General features: G+C 47.2%; 21 protein-coding genes. 10 read left to right on the top strand and 11 right to left on the bottom strand.

Translation table 11 applies throughout. The features are described 5' to 3' along the window. Window positions 1-56 precede the first annotated feature (56 nt). The 3 genes from ABD744_RS11200 to ABD744_RS11190 form a co-directional block, all read right to left on the bottom strand. Window positions 57-1,397, bottom strand: a complete 1,341-nt coding sequence (locus ABD744_RS11200; protein ID WP_344798527.1) for a transporter substrate-binding domain-containing protein — start codon at window positions 1,395-1,397, stop codon at window positions 57-59. Between the two features lie 16 nt (window positions 1,398-1,413). After that, window positions 1,414-3,042, bottom strand: coding sequence for a methyl-accepting chemotaxis protein (locus tag ABD744_RS11195; RefSeq protein ID WP_344798525.1), 1,629 nt, complete (start codon window positions 3,040-3,042; stop codon window positions 1,414-1,416). 116 nt (window positions 3,043-3,158) lie between these two features. Further along, window positions 3,159-4,427 carry a methyl-accepting chemotaxis protein gene (locus ABD744_RS11190; protein ID WP_344798523.1) on the bottom strand — a complete coding sequence of 423 codons (1,269 nt, stop codon included), beginning with the start codon at window positions 4,425-4,427 and terminating at the stop codon, window positions 3,159-3,161. Window positions 4,428-4,694: 267 nt separating this feature from the next. Between ABD744_RS11190 and ABD744_RS11185 the strand changes: the two genes are divergently transcribed. Continuing rightward, entirely contained in the window at window positions 4,695-5,294 is a 600-nt protein-coding gene (locus tag ABD744_RS11185; protein ID WP_344798521.1) for a hypothetical protein, read from the top strand. Then, a complete protein-coding gene (locus tag ABD744_RS11180) occupies window positions 5,294-6,025 on the top strand; it encodes an oxygen-binding di-iron domain-containing protein (RefSeq protein WP_344798519.1) in 732 nt (243 codons plus the stop codon). The genes ABD744_RS11185 and ABD744_RS11180 overlap by 1 nt, the downstream gene beginning before the upstream one ends. 70 nt (window positions 6,026-6,095) lie before the next feature. Here ABD744_RS11180 and ABD744_RS11175 read toward each other — a convergent pair whose 3' ends face one another. Together ABD744_RS11175 and ABD744_RS11170 are read right to left on the bottom strand one after the other, a co-directional pair. Beyond that, on the bottom strand, window positions 6,096-7,136 hold the full coding sequence (locus ABD744_RS11175) for an NAD(P)H-dependent flavin oxidoreductase (protein WP_344798517.1): 1,041 nt from the start codon (window positions 7,134-7,136) through the stop codon (window positions 6,096-6,098). A gap of 116 nt (window positions 7,137-7,252) precedes the next feature. After that, entirely contained in the window at window positions 7,253-7,897 is a 645-nt protein-coding gene (locus tag ABD744_RS11170; RefSeq protein WP_344798515.1) for a TetR/AcrR family transcriptional regulator, read from the bottom strand. A 289-nt stretch (window positions 7,898-8,186) separates the two neighbouring features. Between ABD744_RS11170 and ABD744_RS11165 the strand changes: the two genes are divergently transcribed. From ABD744_RS11165 to ABD744_RS11155, 3 genes are all read left to right on the top strand, one after another. Then, complete coding sequence (locus ABD744_RS11165; RefSeq protein ID WP_344798513.1) at window positions 8,187-9,230, top strand: efflux RND transporter periplasmic adaptor subunit; 1,044 nt, start codon at window positions 8,187-8,189, stop codon at window positions 9,228-9,230. A 153-nt stretch (window positions 9,231-9,383) separates the two neighbouring features. Further along, window positions 9,384-12,416 (top strand): efflux RND transporter permease subunit, encoded by a 3,033-nt coding sequence (locus ABD744_RS11160; protein WP_344798511.1) that lies wholly within the window; start codon window positions 9,384-9,386, stop codon window positions 12,414-12,416. Between the two features lie 195 nt (window positions 12,417-12,611). Then, the gene (locus tag ABD744_RS11155; RefSeq protein ID WP_344798509.1) at window positions 12,612-13,154 is read left to right on the top strand and encodes an Eco29kI family restriction endonuclease; all 543 of its coding nucleotides are present in this window, start codon (window positions 12,612-12,614) and stop codon (window positions 13,152-13,154) included. Window positions 13,155-13,210: 56 nt separating this feature from the next. Here ABD744_RS11155 and ABD744_RS11150 read toward each other — a convergent pair whose 3' ends face one another. Then, window positions 13,211-14,362 carry a DNA cytosine methyltransferase gene (locus ABD744_RS11150; RefSeq protein ID WP_344798507.1) on the bottom strand — a complete coding sequence of 384 codons (1,152 nt, stop codon included), beginning with the start codon at window positions 14,360-14,362 and terminating at the stop codon, window positions 13,211-13,213. Window positions 14,363-14,715: 353 nt separating this feature from the next. Here ABD744_RS11150 and ABD744_RS11145 point away from each other — a divergent pair, with 353 nt between their 5' ends. The 3 genes from ABD744_RS11145 to ABD744_RS11135 all read left to right on the top strand — a co-directional run bounded on the left by ABD744_RS11145 (window position 14,716) and on the right by ABD744_RS11135 (window position 17,900). Then, window positions 14,716-15,453 (top strand): glutathione peroxidase, encoded by a 738-nt coding sequence (locus ABD744_RS11145; protein WP_344798505.1) that lies wholly within the window; start codon window positions 14,716-14,718, stop codon window positions 15,451-15,453. 146 nt (window positions 15,454-15,599) lie between these two features. Then, window positions 15,600-17,024: a dihydrolipoyl dehydrogenase gene (locus ABD744_RS11140; protein WP_344798503.1), complete on the top strand. Its 1,425-nt coding sequence runs from the start codon at window positions 15,600-15,602 to the stop codon at window positions 17,022-17,024. Between the two features lie 564 nt (window positions 17,025-17,588). Continuing rightward, the gene (locus ABD744_RS11135; protein ID WP_344798501.1) at window positions 17,589-17,900 is read left to right on the top strand and encodes a c-type cytochrome; all 312 of its coding nucleotides are present in this window, start codon (window positions 17,589-17,591) and stop codon (window positions 17,898-17,900) included. 75 nt (window positions 17,901-17,975) lie between these two features. On the opposite strand, the gene ABD744_RS11130 is transcribed toward ABD744_RS11135, so the two are convergent. From ABD744_RS11130 to glpK, 5 genes are all read right to left on the bottom strand, one after another. Beyond that, window positions 17,976-19,886, bottom strand: coding sequence for a hybrid sensor histidine kinase/response regulator (locus tag ABD744_RS11130; RefSeq protein ID WP_344798499.1), 1,911 nt, complete (start codon window positions 19,884-19,886; stop codon window positions 17,976-17,978). Between the two features lie 31 nt (window positions 19,887-19,917). Further along, window positions 19,918-21,048 carry a response regulator gene (locus ABD744_RS11125; RefSeq protein WP_344798498.1) on the bottom strand — a complete coding sequence of 377 codons (1,131 nt, stop codon included), beginning with the start codon at window positions 21,046-21,048 and terminating at the stop codon, window positions 19,918-19,920. Between the two features lie 167 nt (window positions 21,049-21,215). Beyond that, on the bottom strand, window positions 21,216-21,572 hold the full coding sequence (locus tag ABD744_RS11120) for a glutaredoxin family protein (protein ID WP_344798497.1): 357 nt from the start codon (window positions 21,570-21,572) through the stop codon (window positions 21,216-21,218). 162 nt (window positions 21,573-21,734) lie between these two features. Then, window positions 21,735-21,905 carry a hypothetical protein gene (locus tag ABD744_RS11115; RefSeq protein WP_344798495.1) on the bottom strand — a complete coding sequence of 57 codons (171 nt, stop codon included), beginning with the start codon at window positions 21,903-21,905 and terminating at the stop codon, window positions 21,735-21,737. Between the two features lie 302 nt (window positions 21,906-22,207). After that, entirely contained in the window at window positions 22,208-23,695 is a 1,488-nt protein-coding gene (glpK, locus tag ABD744_RS11110; protein ID WP_344798493.1) for a glycerol kinase GlpK, read from the bottom strand. A gap of 209 nt (window positions 23,696-23,904) precedes the next feature. Here glpK and ABD744_RS11105 point away from each other — a divergent pair, with 209 nt between their 5' ends. Continuing rightward, entirely contained in the window at window positions 23,905-24,660 is a 756-nt protein-coding gene (locus tag ABD744_RS11105; protein WP_344798491.1) for a DeoR/GlpR family transcriptional regulator, read from the top strand. Window positions 24,661-24,822: 162 nt separating this feature from the next. Continuing rightward, on the top strand, window positions 24,823-26,328 hold the full coding sequence (gene glpD, locus ABD744_RS11100; protein WP_344798489.1) for a glycerol-3-phosphate dehydrogenase: 1,506 nt from the start codon (window positions 24,823-24,825) through the stop codon (window positions 26,326-26,328). The last annotated feature ends 5 nt before the right edge of the window (window positions 26,329-26,333 follow it).

Raw genomic sequence — 26,333 nt, 5'->3', positions numbered from 1 at the left:
CCTCCACCCTACCGCACTGCGGGCAGTTTTCATGCGATGGATTGGATCATGCCTGATCATGCCTGAGGAATGACTTTTCTGGTGACTTTCGGCGCCGGGACTTTTCTGCCCTTAATCAAATATTCACCGCCATTCTTACACTCTTTGCCTGGGTCCATCTTGGCTGAAAACACTTCAGGACGTACCAAGTCAGCGCTTTCGTCCACGATATCAAACAACCCTTGGCTGTTAACCCGGCCAATACGGGGACGCAAATGCGTATGCAGATTTTCCGAATCAATTTTGACTTTACCTTCCGGTGCCTGATATTCAAGCCCCCGACAGGCGGCAACAATCGCTTTAGGGTGAACACTGTTGGCTTTTCTGGCGCCCTCAATGAAGGCCGTAAATCCGGAATAAGCCGCCTGCATCACACCAGACGTCACCGCCGGACCGGAAACAATGCCCGGATTGGCCTTCAGGTACGCTGTAAAACGGGCCACAAAGTCTTTATTTTCCGGGGTGTCAATGGACTGGAAATAAGTAAACGATGTGTAGTGTCCCACGCAGTTCTCAATGCCCGCTGAGTGCACCTCTGGCTCAGTTAAGGGGTACGACATAATAGGGACATCCTCAGCGGTCAGCCCCGCTTTTTTATAAGCCCGCATGAAGGCGTCGTTTGAGGCCCCCACGACGTTGGACAACACCCAGTCGGCCTTCTTGGCTTTGATGTCTGAAATCGCTTTCTGAAAATCCGACTCCTGATCGGCTTCCAATGCTATGTACTGCTCACCTACCGCTACCCCGCCATGCTTTTTGAGCGCCAACTTGGCCGCTTTGTTCATGGTTCTCGGATAAATGTAATTGGAACCGATGAGGTACACTTTGCCTCCGTATTTATTAATCATCCAGGGGACAGAGTTATCCACTTGTTGGTTCGGACAAGAACCGGTCAAGATCATACTTGAGCTGCATTCCCGCCCTTCGTAATAAGTCGGATAAAACAACAACGCACCACCACGCTGAAGCACCGGCAACATGGATTCACGACTGGCTGAGGTATAACAGGAATGAAAGATATTGATGTTCTGATCAAGCAGCTCTTTACCGAAGCTGGCGTATTTGGACCAGTCACTGCCCGGGTCCCGGACTTCGGCAACAATCTTCGCACCGTTAATCCCGCCTGCGGCATTCGCTTCTTCGATCGCCATATTCAACACCGCAATCTGATACGGTTCAACCACGCCCATAAAGCCCGTACTGGATAACACCAAGCCTACTTTTACCGGTTTTCCGGGGTCAATGGCAGGCCAGGAGGCCCCGGCCGCGATTTGAAAAGTCCCCCATGGCATACTCAGCGCCAATAACGCCTGACCACTTCTGGCCAGCATTTGCCTACGAGAATATTTGCTGTTCATGTCTTACTCCAAACATTCAGTGCGTTTTAAATTCATTCAATAACGTCTTCACTTGCTTGGCATATCCGGCAACTTCCTGACTGTGTTGATCGGCCTCATTGGCTTTGTCTGATACGTCTTCGGCAATAAGATTGATCCGGCTTGTGCTTTGATCGATGGTATCAATCACGCTGGCTTGCTCTTCCGCCGCCGTTGCAATCATTTCATTCATTTCATAGATGCGGTTCACTGAGGTGATGATTTCTTCCAGCGCATGGCCGCCCTCTTCCGCTTTATCAATGGACCCCTGAGTTTCGGAGACGCTGCGGCGAATGACCACATCGGCCTCTTTGGTGCCGGCCTGTAAACGCTCAATCACGGTTTCAATTTCTTTGGTGGAGTCCTGAGTCCGCTTGGCCAACGTTCGAACCTCATCCGCCACCACCGCAAACCCTCGTCCCATTTCGCCGGCCCGCGCGGCCTCAATCGCTGCATTCAGCGCCAGCAAATTGGTCTGATCCGCAATATCCCGAATCACATCCAGCACCTTAGCCACATGAGAGCTCTCTTCGATCAACTCTTCCAACACTTTCAAAGTATTATTGGCATGACTGGACAACCCCAGAATCGCATTAGTGGTTTCCTGAACCACCTGCTTGCCTTTTTTGACACTGCCATCCGCTTCTTTGGCCGCACTGGCAGCATCGTTAGCGCTGCCCGCCACTTCGCTGATGGACGCAGCCACTTCGGTGATGGCACTGGCCACCTGTTCCACTTCGTTGGTTTGTTCGTTTATACGATCCCGGCTTTCCCTGGACACCCTCAACAGGCTTTCACAGGCTTCCGATTGCGCGACGGAGGTGTCATCCACTTTTTTCAACGCCTCAGCAAAACTGACCAACATACTATTAAACGACCGAACCGCCACACCGATTTCATCGTTGCTGCTGATCTCAACCTGTTGCGACACATCTTTGTTTTTCTCAACGTGGCGAGCGGCAATGCCTAATTTATTAAGAGGAATAACAATGGTCCGGATCACCCAGGACATCAGCAAAAAGATACCGATACCCAGTACCGACGTGGCCAGAATAAAGGTGCCAAATAACGCATCCACCTGTGCGGTAGACGCTTCATTCATTTGTTCCATATTGCTGGTGTGCCAATCCGCCACATGTTTTAGCCCTTCCATGGCTTTATCAAAGGCCACCTTCCCATCCCCCACCAGTAACTTGAGCGCATCTTCTTTGGCAAAGTTCTGACTCATCGCCAAAGCCTCGGTCAGAATGGTTTTTTCAAACTGATTCCAGTCGGCGGTGAATTCCGCAAACGGGGTTGAATCGAGGTTTTCAGAGACCGACGAAAATGCCAGGTATTGTTCTCTCAGTTGCTCAGCCTGAGCCGTCAAACTGTTGATTTTGGTTTCGGTATTCGCCATTTCAACGTCATCAAAATACGAGGTATGAACAATCGCATTAACCAACACATCCCAGGAAGTGTCCCGTAGCTGATTCAGCTTTAATAAAGGCAGCGTTTGTTCACTGTACAATTTGGAAGAGTTTTCGGAGAGGTCTTTCGCACTCCAGTAACCCAGAGTGCCTATAAATGCCACCGTGAAAAGAGAAACCACCAGGGTCAGATAGAGCTTTACTCGAATGGATAACATGAAAATACGGCCATGTTTACTGCTTAAATAGAAAGTAAAGCACAAGCCTGTTTATTTTTTGATCAAAAGTTAGACTGTTTAGGCTCATAAAATATCGTTTATAGCGCCAATCTGAATTAAAAAAGCTCAATGTCTTCATGAATGACCGCTTCCATTTCTTCATGACGGGTCGAAACTCTCAGTTCATGATCCACGGCTTTATCTGTCAAAATAAACCCTTCCAGCTTTTGATGCAGGCACCGACTCAAGTTAATTAAATCGTTGGCTGACACCGACTGATATCTGGCATTGTCGATGGTCGTCTGGTTAAACTGCATCAGCTGATCAATTTCATTGGCCGCTTCCGAAGAAATCACGTGCTGATCATCCACTTGCTCACGAATGATATTGGCATAGTCGGAGATGTCATGAATGGCTTCCACCAATTGATTTAATTTGGCCTGAGCGGACTGCACGGAAGACACGCTTTCTTCCGTCTGAGAGCTGCCTTTATTCATAGTTTCATTGGCAGAATTGGTGCGCAGTTGAATCGTTTCAACCGCTTTACGAACATCTTCTGTTGCTTCTTGCGTTCGAACCGCCAAAGACCGAACCTCATCAGCCACGACGGCAAACCCCCGACCGGACTCTCCGGCTCTGGCCGCTTCAATGGCAGCGTTAAGCGCCAGAAGATTGGTCTGATCGGCAATGGAACCAATCACCGCAATGATGGAGTTAATCTGCTCGCTCTGAGCTTTAAGTTGGCTGATATCAGACGAAGCCGCAGCCACCGATTCAGACAGCAAACCAATGTCGCTCACGACTTTATTCATCGCAGTAATTGAGCCATCCACCGACTGCTGTCCCTGATTCGACGCCTGGTGTATTTTTTTCACATTATCCGTTACTTCATCCTGTTTCTGGTAGAGCTTACTGTTGATGTCTTTCACCAGGTCGGCGTGTTGTTTATTGATGATCGCCCCTTGCGCGAGCGCATTGTAGGAATCCCTGATGCCCTCCGCCATTGGCACCAGCCGTGAAGCTGAACGGTAAATACCGCTCAACGCTTTATCAGTCTGAGCCATGACGGTATTTAATATTTTCCAGTTTTTTCTAAAAAAAAAGCGGCTCAATGCTTTTCTGCCAGGCATGCGTAAAGTCAGATCAACAACTACGGTTTTATCTTCCTCTAAAAATGCAAACAACCGGGGAATACGCTGCGTCGGTGCCAACACCAATAAATAAACCAACGCAGCCAATAAAGAAGCCATCACCAGATCATGCACGGTAAGCCAGAACAACAAGCTGTCCGGGTCAGCCAGCTGAACGGCGACTAAGTTAAGGAGAAAGCTGACGGAAAACAGCACCAAACCAATCAAAAAAACCAACAATAACGTACGACTCATAAAAAAACCTGCTACGAATGGATCAACTCAGCCCGTTTAAGATTAGTTGGTCTTTGAAGGTTTACAGTTAAAACTCGATATAAAACGATTAAAGCGGATGTTTTTTAATCAAGTTCGGAAGAAACAATGCCGATATATCTCCTACACTAGATTCATGAAGAGATTAAACAGACGCTGTTAAATCAGACTATTTAATTCAACACGATTAAATAAATGCGGCTTCAATCAGCACACTTCAATCGTGAGCCAAAGGAATGACGACCAACCATGCCTAACAGTGCCAGCCTGTCGATCAAAACTGCGTCAGTCGCCGCCGAACTGGACAAAGCAGAATCCATTGCCAAAGAACTCTCGCTGGCTGCAAAAAACGCGCGTTTTGTGGTGTTTAGGGCTGGCAGCAAAGCCGCTGGACTGACCGTAATCACCAGCTATTTTGCTGAATTGGCGGAAAATACCATTCAACTCGCTCATACCATCAATGATATTTCACTGCGGGTCGCCACGGATTCGGTCAGGGAATGGAAAGCCAGTTTATTGATTGAACATCTCAACCATGCTGCCGAGCACCTCTTTGAGGACGCGCATAAACAAACGTTGGCCACGGTCATCCACAATGCCCAAAAGACCTTAAGAGCCATTTCAGATCAACTCAAAAAAGAGCTGAGCAAACTGGACGCGCAACTGGAAGAAATTCAAACACTGATGCGGGCTGCCAGCGTTATTGTGGTGACTTCACGTCTGGAGTCCAACCGCACCGGAGAGTTTGAACAAAACCTGCGGGAAATGGCCGATAACATTCAACGGTTAACGACAAAAATCAAAGATCATGCAACGGAATCACGCAGAATTTTAACAAGGGACACGTAATGAAAGCGCAAAAGATTTACCAGGGAAATCACGATTGGGTGTTGTTTGGCCGAGACCCACATAAACCCGATAAAATCATCGACACGAATCAATATATGATCGTTGCTGACGGCCAGGCCCTGTTGCTTGATCCCGGTGGTATTGAACTGTTTTCTTCCATGTTTGCCAGCGTTCTGAAGCACGTAAAGCCAGAGCAAGTCACCGCGTTGTTTGCCTCGCACCAAGATCCGGACATCATCTCCTCCTTAGGACTGTGGGATCAGGTCATCCCCAACGCCAAACTCTACAGCCCCTGGTTGTGGGAGGGTTTCATACGCCATTTCGGCATGGAAAATATCGAGTATTCGCCCATCAAAGACGAAGGCGGCAGCTTTAAGCTCGGTTCTCTGGAGTTACAGTTTATTCCGGCCCATTACCTGCATTCGTCCGGTAATATGCACATATACGATCCGGTGGCCAAAATTCTGTTCAGCGGCGACATCGGCGCAGCTCTGGAGCACGGGGATTTCCCTTTATACGTGGAAGATTTCGATCAGCAAATCGATAAAATGCGATACTTCCACCAACGATGGATGCCATCCAATCAGGCCAAACAAAACTGGATCAACCGCGTCCGTCAGCTGGACATCGAATTCATGTGTCCACAGCACGGTCGAATCTTCAAAGGTGAACAGGTGCAAACGTTTTTAAATTGGTTTGAAGCCTTGGAAGTCGGCATTGCCGTCAATTAATTCGTTCGCAATACTCGAGTTCTTCACAATAAAAAAGGTACTGAAATCAGTACCTTTTAAGCCAGACAAATTACACGCCTTGTTGTTTACGAACCAGCTCCAACGACAATGTTTCCGCATCATGAATGATACGATCCATCAGAATTTGAACGTTCTCCACATCATTGATAATGCCTTGGGACTGACCAATGAACTGCACGCCTTTATCCAAATCACCGTCAATGGTTGCGGCTTCCAGTTTTTCAGTGGCGGCACCGAATAACGACAACATCCGAATTTTATCAAACTGAGCCAACATCCCCGCCATCAGCTTCCATAACGGCATATCGACCATTTTGGCCGCTTTAAACGATTTCAGCGCCGCCATAATAAAATTCATTGGCCGGCGAGTGGCTTTTTCAGCCATTGGTGTTTTCATCACCCGTGCGTACAAGCCATCAAAGTTATTTGAATAAATGGTCTCTTCCACCCGCTTATTCACCACCGTCGACTTCACATTCGAGTGCAACGGGCTTTCCTGACTGGTTGCAAACCGCGAACCCATGGCAACCCCGTCCGCACCCAGCGCAAGTGCCGCCAATAGCCCCCGGCCATCGGCGAACCCACCGACTGCAATCACCGGAATGTCCACCAAATCGGCAATGGCAGGCACGAGGCACAAAGACGTCACCGATCCGCCGTGCGCCGCAGCTTCGTGACCTGTCACCATCAATGCATCCACCCCGGACTTCTGAGCCGCCAAAGCATGCTTTTCAGTCACTACCGTCGCAATGACCTTGCCGCCGTATTCTTTAGCCGCCTGAACCAACCAATCTCCCTTCCCCAGGGAAAAGTTAATCACCGGTACTTGTTCTTCCAGGGCAACTTCCGCATTTTCTTTGGCGCCCGGCATCATCAAAGTGACACCAATACCGAACGGTTTATCGGTCAGTTCCCTAATACGTCGAATCGCATCACGCGTTTCCTGACGGCTTAATGGCCCGGATGCCAAGATACCAAGGCCTCCGGCATTAGATACCGCAGCCACCAATTCAGGAACTGAAATCCAACTCATGCCAGGTAAAATCACCGGATGTTGAATGCCCAATAATTCAGTAATGCGTGTTTTCATTTATCACCTATTCAATCTTTACCGACTCAGTCTTTTTCGACTGAGGTCTCCGACGGTTATGTAGTCAGTACTTAAGCAACCCACATTCAAGTCATCTACGTTTAAGCCATCTTCGTTTAAGCAAGAATGCCATGCATGATCAATCGCAGATTATTCTCCAACAGTGTCTCCAGCGAACACTCGCCAGACGCTGGACATGCGATGCTGAGCTGGCGAAACTTCTGAGCATCCTGCTCAAAAAAACCATCAATCAACAAACTTGAAATGCCGTGTACCATCGCCCACGTCGGATCGGCCAGATCCTGAACCGGTACATCACGAAACACGCCCTGCTCGATCCCTCGCCGAATGCTGCGCAGCAACATTTCATAAGAGTCGCCGGCGGCTTGAACCAAATCGGGATCACCCAAACGATCTCCAATGGCTGGCCCAAACATCAATTTGTATTTTTCCGGGCAGTCTCCGGCAAATTGAATGTAAGCCTTTCCTTTCAGCTGAAACTCATCAAGCACGTCTTTGGCGATGTCCTCAACTTCTTTCATTCGCTCGACCAGCTCTTCAAAGCCGACCACAGCAATGGCAATCAACAACGCACGCTTATCCGAAAAATGCCGGTAAGGGGCATTCGCAGAAACCCCAGCCTGTTTGGCAATCGCCCGTAAACTTAAGCCGTCTACGCCTTTGTTCCGAATATGCTCGCAGGCAATATCCAACAGCGTCTGACGCAAATTACCATGATGATAGTTGCTTGTTTTTTCCATGAATGCTCCAAGTTCAACCGGCGGAATAATAACACAGCTACGCGCTACCCTACGATTCAAACACGCCAAAGATGACTCAATATCCGATTTTCTTATTTTTATGTGTTCACTGCACACATTTCATGTTGACACTGCATACTTTACGATATTAACATGTGGGCATCGTCAACATCAACGAGATCTTTACACTGTAAAATTCAAAATGATTTTGACTCACCATAAAATAAATGGGCACCAAACAATCATGGGTAATTTGAACGTCAACCGCAGCGGTCAATTAGGGGGCATTATGAATAAGCTATTATTGTTAATTTCTTTTGTGATCAGCAGTACATCAGCAATTGCCAATCAACCAGTCGACACACAACCCATCGAAAAAACCACCAGCGCCATTCGCTTTTATTCGTCTGGCCTGGTCACCAATAAAGCGCAATCCCGGTTATCGTTTAAAACCTCGGGCATCATTGAAAAGCTCACAGTGGAAGAAGGTCAAAAGGTCAAAAAAGGTGACTTACTGGCCCAGCTGGATCTTTCTGAAATAGTGGCCCAGCAACGTCAGGCTCAGGCAGACTACAAACAAGCCAATCTGGACGTAGCCCGTTTGGAAAAGTTGGTCAGCCAGCGTCTTGCTCCGAAAGAAAAGCTGGATAACGCTCAGATTCGCCAGGACAAAGCAAAAGCGGCACTGAACATTGCCGAATTCAACCTGAAACACTCCCAGATTAAAGCCCCTACCGACGGCATTATCATTAAAAAACACATAGAGAAAGATGAGCTGGTCAACGCAGGACAACCCATTCTGGTCTTTTCACCCAACAGCCAGGGCTGGGTCGTCAAAGCAGGCCTCATTGACCGCGAAGCGGTGTACGTGAATATTGGCGATCAAACCACCATTGAACTGGATGCTTATCCTGGCCATCAATTAACGGGCGTGATCAGCGAAATGGCGGCGCAAGCCAATGAAAATACCGGGCTATTTGAAGTTGAGGTTCGTATAGAAGATCAACAGTTGAGATTGATGTCCGGCCTGTACGCGCACATTAATGTACTGCCAGCCCAACAACCGGTGTTATACCGCATACCAACCGCCTCCCTGATTTCTGCCAATGGCAAAACGGGCACGGTGGCGCAAATGAACCCGGTCAGCCGCAACATCGAACTTAAAACCGTCAAAATGCACTCGTTAAGTACCGACTCCGTGTATGTTGCGTACGGATTAAATACCGAGTGGCCCATAGTGTTAGGAACCCCATACAACCTCAGGGCGCAATTAACGACGACACCGACAACCCTCCCGGCGGAAGCGGTGAGTTCAACCCTTTCGGGTCTATAATGACCACCCATCTTTTTTAGAGCCAGCGGCTACGCTGAACGTCTATACCAGCCTTCTGGTAGATGAACAGCCAACCGCTATTTGCGGCCTTGCTCAGGCAAGGTTCGCTTTTTTTCTGTGACTTATTTGACCACTCAGACGTGAGGTTCTAACGTGCGCTTACCAGCCATTGCCATCCAAAACCACCAATTCGTATGGGTCGCCGTGTTAATTCTGACCATCCTTGGGGTCGTGTCTTATCAGACCATGCCGCGCTCAGAAGACCCTCAATTTAACTTCCCATCCAGTCTGGTGACCGTTATTTATTCCGGCACCAGCCCGTTGGATATGGAAAGCCAGATTGTGGATAAGGTGGAAGAAGCCTTAAATGAGCTGGACGACATCGACGACGTGAAAACCACCATTCGCGACAGCGTCTCCACGACCCGCATTCAATTCGTCTATGGCACAGACCCGGACGATAAATACGAAGAGGTCATTCGGGCCGTCAACCAGATTCGGGATCAACTGCCGGATGGCATTCAAAAGCTGGAAATCAAACGCATCTCACCCACCGATGTCAACATCATGCAGGTGGCTTTAACGTCCGAAACCAGCCCGTACCACCAGCTGAAGTATTACGCTGAAAAACTGGAAGATCAGTTAGAAAAAATCAAACATGTCAAAGAAAGCGACACCTGGGCCTTTCCGGAGCAACAAATTGAAATTGGCCTGGATTTACGAAAACTTGCAACGTTAGGCATTTCATCCAATCACGTGCTGGATGTGTTAAGCGGTAACAGCCGAAACATTCCAGCAGGTTTCATCTATTCCGGTACCGAGCGACTCACCGTACGAACCAGCGGCTTATATCGCTCCATTGAAGAACTCGGCCGTACTCCGATTTACTCTCAGGATTATCAGGTGCTTCACCTCGAAGACATTGCCACCATTCGCCTGGCCGACGCACCGGCCAGACACATCGCCCGTTACGACGGTTTTCGCAGTGTGTATGTCTCTGCCGTACAACGAGAAGGCTCGCAAATTTTCGCGGTCATGGACGAAATCCATCAAGCGGTGAACCAATTTGAAACCGGTTTACCGGACGACATCAAACTGGTGTGGATTTTTGACCAAAGCACCAGTGTTAAACGCCAAACAGACAACTTCTTCGCCAGCCTGATGCAAGGCATCGGCGTCGTTGGCGCGGTGTTGTTGCTGCTCCTCGGCATTCGCCCTGCGGTCGTCGCCATGGTTTCAATTCCGTTATCGATCATCATCGCTGTCGGCTGGGTGGATACCGCCGGTTTCGGCATTCAACAAATGACCATTGTCGGTTTAATCGTTGCCCTGGGGTTATTGGTTGATAACGCCATTGTGGTGGTTGAAAACATACAACGCTTCTTAAAAGAGGGTTACAGTGGCCTTGATGCCACACTCAGGGGTGCCTCTCAAGTGGGTTGGGCCATCACCAGTGGTACAGTTACCACCATACTGTCTTTTCTACCGTTACTGTTGCTGCAAAGTGGCTCCGGCACCTTCATGCGCTCCATGCCGGTCACTGTGGTATTAACCCTGATTTGTTCGCTGCTGATTGCCTTAACCATTATCCCCTTGATCGCCCGGTTCTTATTAAGCAATAAAAATGGCCCGATTGCGGCCACCAGCACCGCCGGTTTCCACTGGCTGAACACAAAAGTGTATGGCCCTTTATTGAACTTTTGCCTGCGCTTTCCATGGCTGGTGATCATTATCTGCATCGGCCTGTTCATCAGTTCGCTGGGTTTAATGAAATCAGTCGGTGTCTCCATGTTCCCCAAAGCCGATAAGCCCCAGGTTCTGATTGATATTAAAATGCCGATAAACAGTCGCATTGATCACTCCGATGCCATTACCCGGAAAGTCGAACACGTCATCAGCAAACATCCGTCGGTCACCCACGTCGCTACCAACGTCGGCAATGGCAACCCCCGCATTTACTACAATAAAATTCCAAAACAGGGCCTGCCGAATTACGCTCAACTCATGGTTCAGCTGGACAGCGAAAGCATTGAACAAACCATCAAAATCACCGAAGAACTGCGCGGGTTATTGGTCGACTGGCCAGAAGCCGACATCAAAGTGGAGCAGTTTCAACAAGGCCCGCCGTACGAAGCCCCCATCGCCATTCGGGTGATCAGCGACGATCACGACCGTATTCGGATGATGGCAGCGAAAGTCGAAAGCGTCATGCGCCAAACAGAAGGGGTGATTAATCTGGACAACGCCGCTGCGGACGAAATGATCACCGCCCGTATCCGGATCAAGTCCGACAAAGCCGCTCTGCTAGGCGTCAATGCCTACGAGTTGGATCAGTCCGTTCGAACGGCCTTAAACGGTGCTCAGGTTGGGGTTTACCGGGATAAGTTAGGTGAAGATTACAACATCGTATTGAAAAGTAATCACTACAATCAGCCCGACAGCAAAGAGTTTGATCGCATCATGCTGACCAGTTCTACAGGCGCTCAAATTCCGTTGCGTCAGGTGGCCGACATTGAGCTGGAATCCTCCCAGGCCAAACTGCAGCATTACAACCTGCAACGCATGATCTACGTTACTGCGGACGTGTCTGACGGATACAACGTGGCCGCCGTCACTCAGGACGTCATTCAAGGGCTGAATGCGCTGGACTGGCCAGACGATGTCAGTTGGGTCGCAGGTGGTGAAGAAGAAAGCCGAAACAAAAACTTTGCCGGCCTGACCAAAGCCATGGTGGTCTCATTGCTGGGTATTTTCGCCGTACTGGTACTTCAATTCCGTTCGTTCCTGCAACCGGCCATTATCTTCATCGCTATACCGTTTGCATTAACTGGCGCTATCTTAGGGTTGTACATCAGTGGCTACTCGTTCTCGATCATCGCCTTCGTGGGTTTAATCAGCTTAATGGGCATTGTGGTAAACAACTCCATTATTCTGGTCGACTACGCCAACCAGCTGATCGCCCAAGGGATGGGCGTCACTAATGCCATACATGAATCCGCTTCCACACGATTAATGCCGATCATTCTTACTACCCTGACCACCGTAGGCGGGCTCTTACCTCTCACCATTCAGGGTGGCATCATGTGGGCACCTATGGGCTGGACCATCATTGGCGGGCTGGCGGTATCCACCGTGTTAACGCTGATCTTAGTGCCAGTGCTTTATAAGTTGTTCACTCGCGATTAATACTTCTCCTACCTTTCAGGCAGATACTTAATCCTCGCTCCGGCGGGGATTTTTTATGTCTGATCAACGTGATCTGATTCATAAATCCATCATCCCTATCTGACTGGCTTCATATTTTCCGGATCACCGACTGTCCAATAAAAATGCAGTGAAATAACATCCGCTTTCCACAAGGAAATCAAAAGGAGAAGATAAGTGGTAGATGTAACAAGACAGGTTTACAGGTCAAATGTTCTAATTCAACTTTCAAAAAATGCAATTCAATTTCTGGAAAATACCCCAAAACACTCATTTCCTATACCAGCGACTTTTTATGGATCTGGCGTTTACGCACTGTATTACACGGGAGACCACCCTAAGTACAAAAGTATATCAAGAGGTATAAAGCCCATTTATGTAGGAAAAGCAGTTCCTACAGGTTGGCGAACCGGCGCCATTTCCAGAAAAAACGAACCAAAGCTGAAGTCCAGATTATCTGAACATGCCAGAAGTATAGAGCACGCAAATGACTTAAATATAAAGGATTTTCAATGTCGGTTTATTATTATTCCACCTGAAGACGCTGCTATTATTTCAGTAATAGAATCAACATTGATCAGTTCGTACAGGCCCATATGGAATACAACCATTGACGGTTTTGGAAACCATGACCCCGGTAGCGGCCGTTATAATCAGGCAAAATCTCAGTGGGATATATTGCATCAGGGCAGGCCATGGGCAAATAAGTTAACAGGATAATTCAACGAACCACTTACAAGGCCATTCTTGTGAGTGGTTCAAAGCTATGTATTAAATTATTTAATTTCCTTTAACACACTTCTGCCAATGATTTCTGCCAATTTGACCGGAACAGCGTTGCCTAGTTGGCGCATCGCCTCAGTCCAAGAACCTGTCAGTTTGTATTCATCAGGAAACGTCTGAATCCGGGCACTTTCTCTGACTGTAAAGTATCTAAATGTAGATTCGTCATACCGAATCATATTCTCACCACCAGGCACGCCATGCACCCCAGCTTTTAGCGTTTTTGAGGGTGAATCAATGTGACTTCCAGTATGCCCCGGATAGCTTCTTGCTCCCCCTCTAAATACATGATTGTGGAATTTTTGATTGTCTTCATCTATATATGGTTGCGGCAAATCATTTAAAGCATCCCTGATAGTTACCCAAGGCTTTTGAACAGGAGCAAACATCCCAAACTTTTTAAGTAAAAATTTCTTTTTAGCTTCTTCTTTAACGGATTGCTGGGGCACAAGTAATCCATGATCTTGCCAGTATTCTTTAGTGACCAGTTGATGCCATAACAACGCGTCTTCAGAGTGCGTCGCTTCTGGAAAAGTCCAATGTATATTTAGATCATTTCTAAAGCCAACAATGAAAACCCGCTCTCTTTTTTGAGGAACCCCATAATCGGCTGAGTTCAAGAGCTTGAAAGTAACATTGTAATTAAGTCCTTTTTTGTCCGGTTCTATGTGGTACTGATCTAACTGTGACCGATGTTGTTCCCAGGACTCTCCCTCCTTTTTCTGAACACTTGGGTACTGAAGCTGCAGAAGAATGTACTCAAAGTAATCAGTAAATGATTTTCTTAACAACCCTTTCACATTTTCAAAAATAAACGCTTTCGGCTGTAGTTCACGAATGGCCCTGACTGCTTCAGGAAACATATCCCTGTCATCTTCATGGGCTGAATGTTTTCCGCCCAATGAAAATGGCTGACAAGGAGGTCCTCCTGACACAAGATCAATTTTTAGGTAATTAGAGTAATCAATGGAGCGCACGTCACTTTGGATGATCTGACAATCTTTACCCAGAAGATTATTAATTTGAAGCGTATCGCAAGCCGCTTTATTAGTTTCAATGGCTGCAAGTGTATTGAACCCGGCTTGATGAAGCCCTATTGCTAAACCGCCTGCGCCAGAGAATAACTCGATAGAGTTGTTTGTCATGAGAGTAACGAGTCGAATGGATGGTGTAATACCCGCTGATAAACAGGATCACTGACTTCGCACTAAATCCAATAAAATCAAAAACTTAAAAAATGAAGCACGACTACTGTTTATCATTTTATTGGCTGCCTTTAGTTCATGCAAGCGTCGATTCATGATCCAGTTACTTTATTCAAGCAAGATCACGCCTTATGTAAGCCTTCAGCGTGCCATCTTATTCCTATTCAAACAATAATAGTAAAAAACTATTAAATATATTTTTATAATTAATTTTAATTAATACCACAAATCCCAGATACTGCCCTTATCGAAACAAAACAACTTAATGCAACACAGTGAACCAGGAGTTCAAAATGACAAACTTAATAAACAAAGAAGGCCAGCAAGTACCACAAGTTACGTTCCCGGTTCGCCAAGGCGATGAGTGGAAGCAAATGACCAGCGACGATTTGTTCAAAGGTAAAACCGTCGCAGTATTTTCTTTACCGGGCGCATTTACACCAACGTGTTCATCCACACACTTGCCTCGCTACAACGAGTTGGCAAAAGTATTTAAGCAAAACGGAGTGGATGAAATTGTCTGTATCTCGGTGAACGACACCTTTGTGATGAACGCATGGGCAGCCAGCCAGGAAGCAGAAAACATCACCATGTTGCCAGATGGCAACGGCGAGTTTACCGAAGGCATGGGCATGTTAGTGGATAAGAATGATCTGGGCTTTGGTAAACGCAGCTGGAGATACAGCATGTTAGTGAAGGACGGCGTGGTCGATAAAATGTTCATCGAACCAAACAAGCCAGGCGACCCGTTTGAAGTGTCAGATGCAGACACTATGTTGGACTACATCAATTGCGAAGCCAAATTGCCGGAATCAATTACCGTTTTCTCAAAGCCAGGTTGTGCTTACTGTGCTAAGGCAAAACAACAGCTAACGGACAAGGGTTTGGAGTTTGAAGAAATCGTCTTAGGCCGCGATGCATCCATCACCAGTATCCGGGCCGTGACGGGTAAAGAGACTGCGCCACAGATCTTCATCGGCGGCCAATACATCGGTGGCAGCGAAGCGCTGGAAGCTTACCTTCAACAGTAAGAACGTGCCTGAGAGAACTGGCAGACGACTTAGCCCAATGGGCTAAGTCGCACTGACCGGGCCTTTCAGACCGAGTCCTTCAGACCGAGTCCTTCAGACCGAAACATCACAAAACAATCAGTTAATTAATTTATGGAGTATTTGTAATGCAACCGATCAGAACCATAGAAAAAGAGGTCGTTGTTATTGGTTCAGGTACCGCCGGCTTGGCTGCTTACCGGGCGGCCAAACAGTCCACGGACAGCGTAGTCACTGTCGAGAGCGGTGCTTACGGCACAACCTGTGCCCGAGTAGGTTGCATGCCATCCAAACTTCTCATCGCTGCCGCTGAAGCCGCACACACCATAGAACACAGCAACCCATTCGGGGTGTACTCAAAAGGTGGGGTTGAAATCAGCCCGGAAGCCGTAATGGATCGGGTCAAAAGTGAGCGAGACCGTTTTGTCGGCTTTGTCTTAGAAGGTGTCGATAACATCCCAGCTGAAGATAAAATTCAGGGACGGGCGAAATTTAAAGACAGTCACACCCTAAGCATTAACCTGAACGAAGGCGGTCAGCTGGACGTAAAAGCTAAGCGTATTGTGATCGCTACGGGTTCTCGTCCGAATATCCCTGAGTTTTTCAAACAAGCAAAAGACCGCTTGGTCGTCAACGACGACATATTCAGCTGGAATACGCTCCCCAAGGCCGTCGCGGTCTTTGGTCCAGGCGTCATCGGTCTGGAACTGGGGCAATCCATGAAACGCCTTGGCGTCGAAGTCCACATGTTCGGAGCCGGTGGTAAAGTAGGCCCGATTACTGACCCGGTCGTGCATGAATACGCCGAAAAAACGTTCGCCGAAGAGTTTTACCTTGATCCGAAAGCCAATGTATCCTCAATCCAGCGTGTGGATGACGGCGTAGAAATACAGTTCACTGACAAACAAGGCAACGAACAAACCATCCTGGTCAATTACTTGGTCGCAGCCACAGGTCGCCGAACCAACACCGACAACCTGGCCATTGAAAACGCAGCACTCGATCTGGATGCGTTTGGTGTTCCGGTGGCTGACCCACGCACGATGCAAACCAGCCAGTCGCATATTTTCATCGCCGGCGATGTATCAAATCAGCTGCCATTGCTTCATGAGGCGGCCGATCAGGGAAAAATAGCAGGAGACAACGCCGGAGCCTACCCGGACATCAAACCAGGGTTGCGACGCAGCCCTATCAGTGTGGTGTTTTCAGACCCTCAAATCATGATGGTTGGCAGCACGTACCAACAGCTGGCGGAACAGATAAAGGCGGGAGATGTGGTAACAGGCGATGTCTCTTTTGAAAATCAGGGACGAAGCCGGGTGATGTTAAAAAACAAAGGAGTCTTGCGTATTTACGCAGAGAAAGCGACCGGTCAATTGTTAGGGGCTGAGATGATCGGGCCTAGTGCTGAAAACATTGCTCACTTACTGGCTTGGGCACATCAGCAAGCCATGACGATTGACCAGATGCTGGAGATGCCTTTCTATCATCCGGTGATCGAAGAAGGGGTAAGAACTGCATTGAGGGACACCGCATCTAAAATAACCGCTTAAATTTAATGCCCTAGGCAGGCATTGACCGACGCTCAGGAAAACACAACTGAGCGTTGGTCTTCTTTCGTTTTATCTTTCTTAAAAATCCCTCATATGGATCTCTTAATTTCCCTCTTGAAAGTCAAGCGTTTTATGCATTATTAACACATAAAACCTCATGACACTTCCATGTAGAACCCAAATTCAAAAAAACACTCACATTCCCCCACAAAAAATAAGCCACTGATTTTAAACGATTAATTATAATCGTCTATTTTTGAATCTATTTTCATAGAGCCATATAAAACGGGCGTTTGAAGTGCTTACGAATAACTTACTCACAAACTTATCCACAATAGCTGTGCATAACCAAAATTTCTGCTTTAAAAGTAACTTATTAGCCTAAAGAGTGAACAATATTTCCGCATTAACTACACTGATTCAAATGCCCGTTATTCTCTAATAGCACAGACCAATGCTAACTCACCTTGTGCGACAATTAGTCTCTAGGCGTGTGAGAAATAACCAAGTAAGATAAATGACTTACCGTGGAATACATAAGTGACTCTTGATGAGGGATAATAAATGAAAGTAAAAACAATCATCGCAGCAGCCATGATGGCTGGTTTATCATTTACAGCTCAGGCAGCCGATATTGCAGCCGGCAAAGCGAAAGCCGCAACGTGTGCAGCATGTCACGGGGCAAATGGCATAGCGGCCATTCCAACGTACCCAAATCTGGCGGGACAAAACGCAGGTTATCTGGAAGCGGCACTGAAGGCCTATAAGGCAGGGCAACGCACCAGCCCACAAGCGGCCATCATGAAAGGCATGGCCATGCCACTTTCAGACACAGACATTAAAAACCTTTCTGCTTATTTCAGCAGTCTGAAGTAAGTTCTCTTTTAGACAGCCAGCGCCTTCTCAGCACTGGCTTTCTTTAAACATTCCAAGGCCATCCAACTAAGCCTTTTAACTCGATAATGCCTTCAAGACCTTTTCCAGCAAAATGAAATCTACCGGTTTGGTATGAACCAAGTGAATCCCCGCGTATTCACAGGCTTGCCTGGTTTCTTCGGAAGCATCCGCCGTCACGGCGATGATCGGAATATGCTGTGTGAGTGGCGAGTGATTCAACATGATCGCAACTTCAAGGCCATTTACGTCCTCTAAGTTAATGTCCAATAAAATGACATCCGGCTGAAGATTCTGAGCCAATTTAGGCGCGTCCAGGCCTGAACGCGAAACATGAAACTGCCATTCAAGATGATCATGAATAAAACGTTCCATCAAAGCAATGTTACTTTCACTGTCTTCAATATACAGCAGCTTCAATGAAGCATCGGCGGTCATTGAAGTGGTGCCGGTATGCATTTCAGCAGAAGGTTGTGGCCGATGCGGTTCATTGTCTTCGGCGAACGGTAAGGTCAGACTGAAACAACTGCCCTTTCCTTCCTCACTGGAAACGCGTACAACGCCCTTCATGCTTTCCACCAAACGTTTAGACAACACCAGGCCAATGCCCGTCCCCGGAATGCCCGACGACTCATAGCCCAATCGATTAAAAGGCTGAAACAAAGACTTCAGGTTTTCTTCTGAAATACCCACGCCCGTATCAATGAACGACACTTCAAGCATCCCCTGATCATCCACTCTGGTTATGATTTCAATGGAGCCTTTGGGCCGATTGTATTTAATCGCATTATCCATAAAATTCAACAAAACCTGTTTCAACCGGGTACGGTCTGCGCACACCCAGGCTGTCTCCTGAGCCAGTAAGGTTTTGCAGTGCACGTTATTGCTGTCGAGTCTTTGGCCAAACATATCCAGCACTTCCAGCAATAAAACCGAAAAGTCGAAAACAGAGGAAGTGATGGACAACCGACCGGCTTCGATGCGGGCTAAATCCAGAATGTCTTCAATCAGGTTTTTGAGATGCTCTCCCGCCTGAGCGATATAGGACACTGAATCTTGTTGATCTTCATTTAACGAGTTATCTTCATTCAATAAATGAGCAAAGCCAACCACAGAATTTAGCGGCGTCCGCAGTTCATGACTCATATTCGATAAAAACTCAGTTTTGGCGCGATTGGCCATTTCAGCCCGCTTGGTTTCCTTAACCAGTTTCGCTTCCGACGCTTTTAAAGAAGTGATGTCTCTGGCAAAAACCGTGACAAGTTCGACCTCCCCTTCATCATTCAGTACCGGCGAGATCAGGTTTTCATAGTAGCAACCGTCTCTTGTATCCATAAAACGTTGCGCCTTGCCGGTTCTGAACGCCTGCTGAATCAAATCATTTCGAGTCGAGGCCAAATCCGCCTGCATGAGCTGCCCCAAAGATTTACCCACCATATCGGACACCGCAAAACCTAAGGATTTAGCGGCTGCGTCATTCGACAACACAATACTTCCGGAGTCATCAAATACCACAATCACTTCATCCGGCGCATTCAGAACCCCTTCAAGAATTTTTTCACGCTGAGCCAACAACGATTGAGTACGTTTTTGTTCGGTTAAATCACGAATGACTCCGGTAAAAAAATGTCGGCCTCTGATTTCACAATGACCGATAGACAAGTGGATAGGAATCAAGCGGCCATCTTTGGTCACCGCTTCCACTTCCCGCCCCTGGCCAATCACGGAACCCGTTCCTGAATTAAGGTATTGCTGAATGAACGAGTGATGCCGACGCGCCAACGCTTCTGGCATCAGCATTTGAACCGAAGCGCCCACCAGCTCATATTTTGACCAGCCGAAGACCGCCTCAGTGGCTGCATTTGCGGCCAGAACGACCCCTTGATCATTAATAATCACCAGAGGGTCTATCACCGTATTAAAGATTGCTTGAATGAACTCCTGATCCTGAATATTAGGTTCGATCATGTCCACCTTTTAAGCCGTTGCCGTCAATGACTTACTGTTCATCCAGAGATTTCCTAAGAGTTGAACTTGCCTCGATCAACTCACGTTCGAAATCATCGGTTTGGTCATACAGTTCAGCTATCCGGACATTATGCTCACGCATTTTATTTACCAAAGAGGCTTCCTGATCTTCAGACAACCCCAAAATAAACATCGATTCCTGCAGTTCCGTCATCATTTGCTCTAACCTCTCTTTCATCTCATCTGAAAACTGACTGAAGCGCTGATCAATCTTAGAAATGCTTTGCTCAACCTGAACAATCCCTGAATTTAATAACGAATTTTTATGCTTACGGGCTGAAATGTGTAGATCCAGGTTGCGAACTTTTTCCTCCACAATCGTAATGGCAATCGCAAGATGATCCCGCAACCGACCTGCAATGTTTTCATCTTTAGGCATATTCTTAACCAGAATCGAAGCCAGCGACGAATTAAACATATATAAGTGCTTATACGAAACGATCCTTTCCGCCCCGCAGCCCCTTTCCATTAAAGTACGCTCTATGGGCGTCAATGCTCCGCTAGGTGAATAAAACTGAGCACCTAAATGCTGCGAACGGAACACCACCGTGCCGGTTAATTGCAACCCTTCCAGCATACTGAAAATCAGCTTTGCGACTTCCTGAAAGTCTGTGGTTTGAAGTGAATTCACCAAAAAGTCCAATACCTGGCCAATTTCGCAGGTGCTGGTCATCGCAGTAAATGCCGCGCTTTGCGCCAAGTCTGCATGGGCCTTGGCCTCCACCAGCTTTTTACGAACATCTAACGACGCCTGAACCTTGGCTCTCAGTTCACTGGGTTCAAAAGGTTTACATACATAATCATCCCCACCCGAGCTGTACCCCTCCAATCGCTCCTCGATGGAAGCCAGCGCGGATACAAAGATCACGCCTACGTGATCCAGTTCCGGCTTTGCCCTTAAATTACGGCAAAATTCATAACCGGATTGCTCTGGCATGTTCACGTCGAGCAAAATCAAATCAGGCTGAAACTCATCGATTTTATCCCAGCCTTCCTGAGCGCTCATAGCCAATAAAACATCGTAGTGCGGAGACAGAACCTTATTAATCAGGGCCTGATTCGGGGGAGTATCATCAATGGAAAGTATCTTATTTAATGTCATCCTGAACCTCTCATACAACACATTCTACCTTCGAGTATGGACTAGAAATTGCGCAAGGTACGAAAGAGAAATGACAGACCCAGAGTGCGAATCTGGCCATGGCTTATGACATATTTCAGGCAAAAAAAAAGCGATCAAATGACCGCTTTTAAAAAATCCAAATCAGGCTAAAGCTCCAGTATCTGCTTATAATCATCGTCACTGAAGCCGGAAACTTTTCGGTCGCCCACGACCAAATAGGGAATGCCCTGGCCACCTTCCGCTTCCAGGCGATCAATGTATTCGTCGGAAACATCCAGATCCAGATTGGTGTAATGAATATTGTTCGATTTTAAAAAAGCTTTGGCATCATCGCAGTAACCGCACCAAACGGCCGAAAACAGCACAACCTCTGAGGACGTGACCGCAGATGAATCATTTTGGGCAAAAGAAGCCGAAGAAGAGAACAGCACAACAGGCAATGCAACAGCAACCACTGACTTACGGAAAACGTTCTTAACAACGTGAGTACGAAACAACTTCATACGACTACACCCTAACGGTTAAACAACTGACAAGAATTGTACGTTTTTTAACCAGCCATTCTGTATGCTTTTCACCCTATTTCCGTAAAATTATGTAAACCATAAAAACATGAACGTAAAAAAACCCCTGACAATATCAGAGGCTTTTTTAACAAGCAGTGATTAATTGGCGCAATCCAAATCACGCTTGCGATCCGTACGTTTTCCGTATGGACAAACGGGATTTGCCTTGTCTACGTCAGTAAAGCCAACACCGGTAACTTCAGAAGCGGTGGTCACTGTGGCAAACGAAGCAAAAATCATGGCGAACAAAGTTGATGTAATGACTTTCATAACTTACCCCTCACTCTTACGAGCAATAGAACGTAATTATAATTGTGTTAACTTCCACAGAATTAGAGAGAAGAGTATTCGATTAGTTCAAGCGTTATTAAGAACAATCATGCATATACTGATCAAAAAACGATCTATAAATTAATGAAACTTTCCATCAAACCATAGAAACAATGGCATTTATTGTGACCAGTAAAGTAAATAATCTGTGATTACGAAAACAGCGCTAATGTTAAGAAGAGCATGAAAACAGAAAAGAATGATCGGAAATACCAGAACGGTATTTCCGAAACGATCAAAGCTTAAGACTTGGTTTTAACGCGCTCAACCGCATCCAGCCAACCCTGATACAACTTATCGCGCTGCGCCTCATCCATTTGAACATCAAATGAACGCTCGCAATACCAAAGATCGCGAATCTGATCCAACGACTCAAACAACCCTACCTGCATTCCCGCCAGGTATGCCACCCCCAACGCAGTGGTTTCCGTGACTTCCGGTCGCTCAACTTTGGCATCGAGCACATCCGATAAAAACTGCACCAGCCAGTTGTTGCTCACCATACCGCCATCCACGCGTAACGTAGTGGGTTTGGCTGCACCGTCAGCCTCCATCGCCAGCATCAAATCTTTGGTTTGATAACACACCGACTGCAAACCGGCGGCAACAATTTCCGCAATGCCTGTATCACGGGTTAATCCAAAAATGGCGCCTCGGGCATTCGGGTCCCAATAGGGCGCACCCAACCCGGTAAAGGCAGGCACAAGATAAGCGACAGATTCGGCGTTTGCGTTTTCAGCCAGTTCTTCGGTTTCACGCGCGTGTTCGATCAAGCGAAGTCCGTCACGTAACCATTGCACCGCTGCCCCGGCAATGAAAATACTGCCTTCCACAGCATAAGTGACTTTACCATTCAGTCGATAACCGACCGTGGTTAATAACCGATTTTCCGATTTAACCGCTTTATCACCGGTATTCAGTATCAGAAAACAACCCGTGCCATAAGTACTCTTCGCCATGCCGGCTTCAAAACATGCCTGACCAAACAAGGCCGCTTGCTGATCGCCCGCCATGCCTGTCACCGGAATTTCACCACCAAAGTGCGACGCATCGACCAGACCAAAATCTGCGCTGCAATCCATCACTTCCGGCAACATCGCTTTTGGAATATCAAATAAAGCTAATAGTTCATCATCCCAGCATTGCTCATGAATATTAAACAGCATGGTACGAGACGCGTTCGTCGCATCCGTTTTATGAGAAGCGCCATTGGTCAAACGCCATAATAAAAAGCTATCAATCGTACCGAACAAAAGCTCTCCCGCTTCTGCACGTTCGCGGGCACCCTCTACATTTTCCAGAATCCACCGAACTTTGGTTGCCGAAAAATACGGGTCGATCAACAAACCGGTTTTATCAACAATGCTCTGCTCGTGCCCTTCCAGACGAATCTGTTCGCAATAATCGGCCGTCCGTCGATCCTGCCACACGATCGCATTGTACACTGGCTCACCGGTAACTTTGTCCCAGACTACGGTCGTTTCACGTTGATTGGTGATGCCCACTGCCGCCACATCGCTGGCGGACAAGTGCCCTTTCTTCAGACAACCACGGCATACCTCCAGTGTGGTCTGCCATATCTCATCGGATGAATGCTCTACCCAACCATCGTGGGGAAAGATCTGACGAAACTCTTTTTGATCACTCCATAGAGGCCGACCTTTATGGTCAAATACAATCGCGCGAGAACTGGTCGTGCCCTGGTCTATGGCAAGAATATATTCAGACATTAAGAGAGTACCTTTTCGATTTCGTTATTATCAGAGTGTAGGGTCAATCCCAAGCCCCACCGCTAATTCTTGTATTTATTATTAAACATGTTCTTTATACTGAGCGAAGAATGTTCGGTTTATTTTCGATTTCGAACATATTACTGCATAATACCGAAAAAAACGCGCATTACATCACTTATCAATTATTTATCCGGTAATTCTGGTTTATGGCAAAACAATCTCGTCACGATCTCATTCTGAAATTGGTCTCGGAACACGGCTACATCAGCATCGAAGAACTGGCCAGCCGATGTCAGGTGACCCCCCAAACCATTCGCCGGGATCTCAACGAGCTGGCCGATAATCAACAACTGAGCCGCCACCACGGAGGCGCCGCCACCAATACCAGTGTGGCCAATGCGGCCTACTCTGAACGCAGAGTGATGCAACATGAACAAAAGCAACGCATCGCGCAAACCATCGCCGACAGCATTCCGAACTTCTCATCCCTTTTTATTAATATCGGCACCACCACTGAAGAAGTGGCTAAAGCGTTACTGCATCACACCGGCTTACAGATCATCACCAACAACCTGAATGTTGCCAATATTCTGTGCAACAAAGAAGACTTTGACGTTTTAATCGCCGGAGGTACCGTCCGCAAAGACGGAGGCATCGTCGGTCAGGGCACCGAAGACTTCATCAATCAATTCAAAGTCGACTTTGCCATTCTGGGCATCAGCGGCATCGACGAAGACGGCGCTTTGCTGGATTACGATTATCGTGAAGTGCGTGTTTCTCAAGCCATTCTCAAAAATTCAAGACAAGTACTGTTGGCCGCTGATCACACCAAGTTTGGCCGCAATGCAACAATCCGCCTGGGTAATATTACCGAAGCCAGCCAGGTATTTACCGACCAAATGCCCCCTTTGAGCATTAAGCAATTACTCAAAGAACACAAAGTCACCCTTAACGTCTGCTAACGCGAAACACCAACAACCCGAAACTCTGCTATGTTTTGTTCATAAATCATCATAAAGACGTTTTTCATCGCAAAAATATGTTCGAATACGAAAATTAATGTTTGTTTTCGAACATAAAGACGTCTAAACTCAATCGCAAAATAACCTTTACGAAAGAACATTATGACTTCCCAAACATTCGATCTCATTATTGTAGGTGGTGGTATCAATGGCGCAGGCATTGCTGCGGATGCAGCAGGTCGAGACCTTTCGGTATACCTTTGTGAACAAAACGACTTCGCTTCAGCCACATCGTCGGCCAGTAGCAAGTTAATTCATGGCGGTCTGCGTTATCTGGAACATTATGAGTTTCGACTGGTAAAAGAAGCCCTCAAAGAGCGTGAAGTACTGTTAAACAATGCTTCGCACTTGGTAAAGCCCATGCGCTTCATCCTGCCACATCAGCCTCACTTACGACCGGCCTGGATGATTCGCTCCGGCCTGTTCTTGTATGATCACTTAGGCAAGCGTGAAAAACTGCAGGGCTCTCACAAAGTAAAATTCAAAGGTGAGTCTTCGCTGGATGAAAAGATCAAAAAAGGTTTTGAGTACGCGGATTGTTGGGTGGACGATGCCCGATTGGTGATTACCAACCTGATTTCTGCTCAGCAAAACGGGGCAAGCATTCACAACCAAACCCGTTGCATTGATGCCAAGAAACACAAGGGTTTGTGGCATTGTAAGATGGAAAACCTGTTAACCGGTGAACAATACGATGTGAAGGGCAAAGCCTTAGTGAATGCAGCCGGGCCTTGGGTTGCCAGCTTCATCAAGGATCAGGTAGAAACCAAATCCCCGTATGGCATTCGTTTGATCAAAGGCAGCCACATCGTAGTACCGAGAATTAACAAGGGCGACGAAGCCTTTATTCTTCAAAATGAAGACCAGCGCATTGTTTTCGTCATCCCATACCTTGAGAAGTTCTCATTGATTGGCACCACAGACGTCGAATACCAAGGAAATCCATCGGATGTCACCATTTCAGCCGAAGAAGTCGATTACCTGTTATCCGTCACCAACAAACACTTTAAGCATAAATTAACGCCAGCGGATCTGATCTGGACGTATTCAGGGGTTCGCCCGCTCTGCGACGATGAGTCCGACAACCCATCGGCGATCACTCGCGATTACACTTTGGCCATTGATGACCCAACGGAGAATCCACTGTTGTCGGTATTTGGCGGGAAAATCACCACGTACCGTAAACTGTCAGAAGCGGCGATGACCAAATTGTCGGATTTCTTCCCGGAAATGTCCCCCGCCTGGACGAAGGATAAACCCTTACCTGGTGGCGACTTCCCGCACGGCAAAGCACAGTTCATCCATATGTTGTCAGAGCGTTTTCCTTGGCTCAGACAAGACACCATCCAACGCTACGCCGATGCATATGGCACCCTGGCAATGAAATTTCTGGAGAACATTCGTTCGCCGGAAGACATGGGCGAACATTTTGGCGGCGGCTTATACAGTTGTGAAGTGGACTATCTGGCCAACCACGAATGGGTAACCAGCGCAGAAGACTTATTATGGCGCCGCTCCAAGTTGGGACTGTTCCTGACTCACCAGCAAAAGAATCACTTAAATTATTACTTAGCGAAGCATTATCAGATCACGCCCAACTTCAGTTAGGAGCC

This window comes from Litoribacillus peritrichatus (assembly GCF_039537985.1).
GTDB lineage: Bacteria > Pseudomonadota > Gammaproteobacteria > Pseudomonadales > Litoribrevibacteraceae > Litoribacillus > Litoribacillus peritrichatus.
This window is presented reverse-complemented; position numbering and strand designations above follow the sequence as displayed.

Coding starts and splice junctions, on each gene's coding strand:
- ABD744_RS11200 (WP_344798527.1), bottom strand. CDS start 1,397: ATGAACAGCAAATATTCTCGTAGGCAAATGCTGGCCAGAAGTGGTCAG.
- ABD744_RS11195 (WP_344798525.1), bottom strand. CDS start 3,042: ATGTTATCCATTCGAGTAAAGCTCTATCTGACCCTGGTGGTTTCTCTT.
- ABD744_RS11190 (WP_344798523.1), bottom strand. CDS start 4,427: ATGAGTCGTACGTTATTGTTGGTTTTTTTGATTGGTTTGGTGCTGTTT.
- ABD744_RS11185 (WP_344798521.1), top strand. CDS start 4,695: ATGCCTAACAGTGCCAGCCTGTCGATCAAAACTGCGTCAGTCGCCGCC.
- ABD744_RS11180 (WP_344798519.1), top strand. CDS start 5,294: ATGAAAGCGCAAAAGATTTACCAGGGAAATCACGATTGGGTGTTGTTT.
- ABD744_RS11175 (WP_344798517.1), bottom strand. CDS start 7,136: ATGAAAACACGCATTACTGAATTATTGGGCATTCAACATCCGGTGATT.
- ABD744_RS11170 (WP_344798515.1), bottom strand. CDS start 7,897: ATGGAAAAAACAAGCAACTATCATCATGGTAATTTGCGTCAGACGCTG.
- ABD744_RS11165 (WP_344798513.1), top strand. CDS start 8,187: ATGAATAAGCTATTATTGTTAATTTCTTTTGTGATCAGCAGTACATCA.
- ABD744_RS11150 (WP_344798507.1), bottom strand. CDS start 14,362: ATGACAAACAACTCTATCGAGTTATTCTCTGGCGCAGGCGGTTTAGCA.
- ABD744_RS11145 (WP_344798505.1), top strand. CDS start 14,716: ATGACAAACTTAATAAACAAAGAAGGCCAGCAAGTACCACAAGTTACG.
- ABD744_RS11140 (WP_344798503.1), top strand. CDS start 15,600: ATGCAACCGATCAGAACCATAGAAAAAGAGGTCGTTGTTATTGGTTCA.
- ABD744_RS11135 (WP_344798501.1), top strand. CDS start 17,589: ATGAAAGTAAAAACAATCATCGCAGCAGCCATGATGGCTGGTTTATCA.
- ABD744_RS11130 (WP_344798499.1), bottom strand. CDS start 19,886: ATGATCGAACCTAATATTCAGGATCAGGAGTTCATTCAAGCAATCTTT.
- ABD744_RS11125 (WP_344798498.1), bottom strand. CDS start 21,048: ATGACATTAAATAAGATACTTTCCATTGATGATACTCCCCCGAATCAG.
- ABD744_RS11120 (WP_344798497.1), bottom strand. CDS start 21,572: ATGAAGTTGTTTCGTACTCACGTTGTTAAGAACGTTTTCCGTAAGTCA.
- ABD744_RS11115 (WP_344798495.1), bottom strand. CDS start 21,905: ATGAAAGTCATTACATCAACTTTGTTCGCCATGATTTTTGCTTCGTTT.
- glpK (WP_344798493.1), bottom strand. CDS start 23,695: ATGTCTGAATATATTCTTGCCATAGACCAGGGCACGACCAGTTCTCGC.
- ABD744_RS11105 (WP_344798491.1), top strand. CDS start 23,905: ATGGCAAAACAATCTCGTCACGATCTCATTCTGAAATTGGTCTCGGAA.
- glpD (WP_344798489.1), top strand. CDS start 24,823: ATGACTTCCCAAACATTCGATCTCATTATTGTAGGTGGTGGTATCAAT.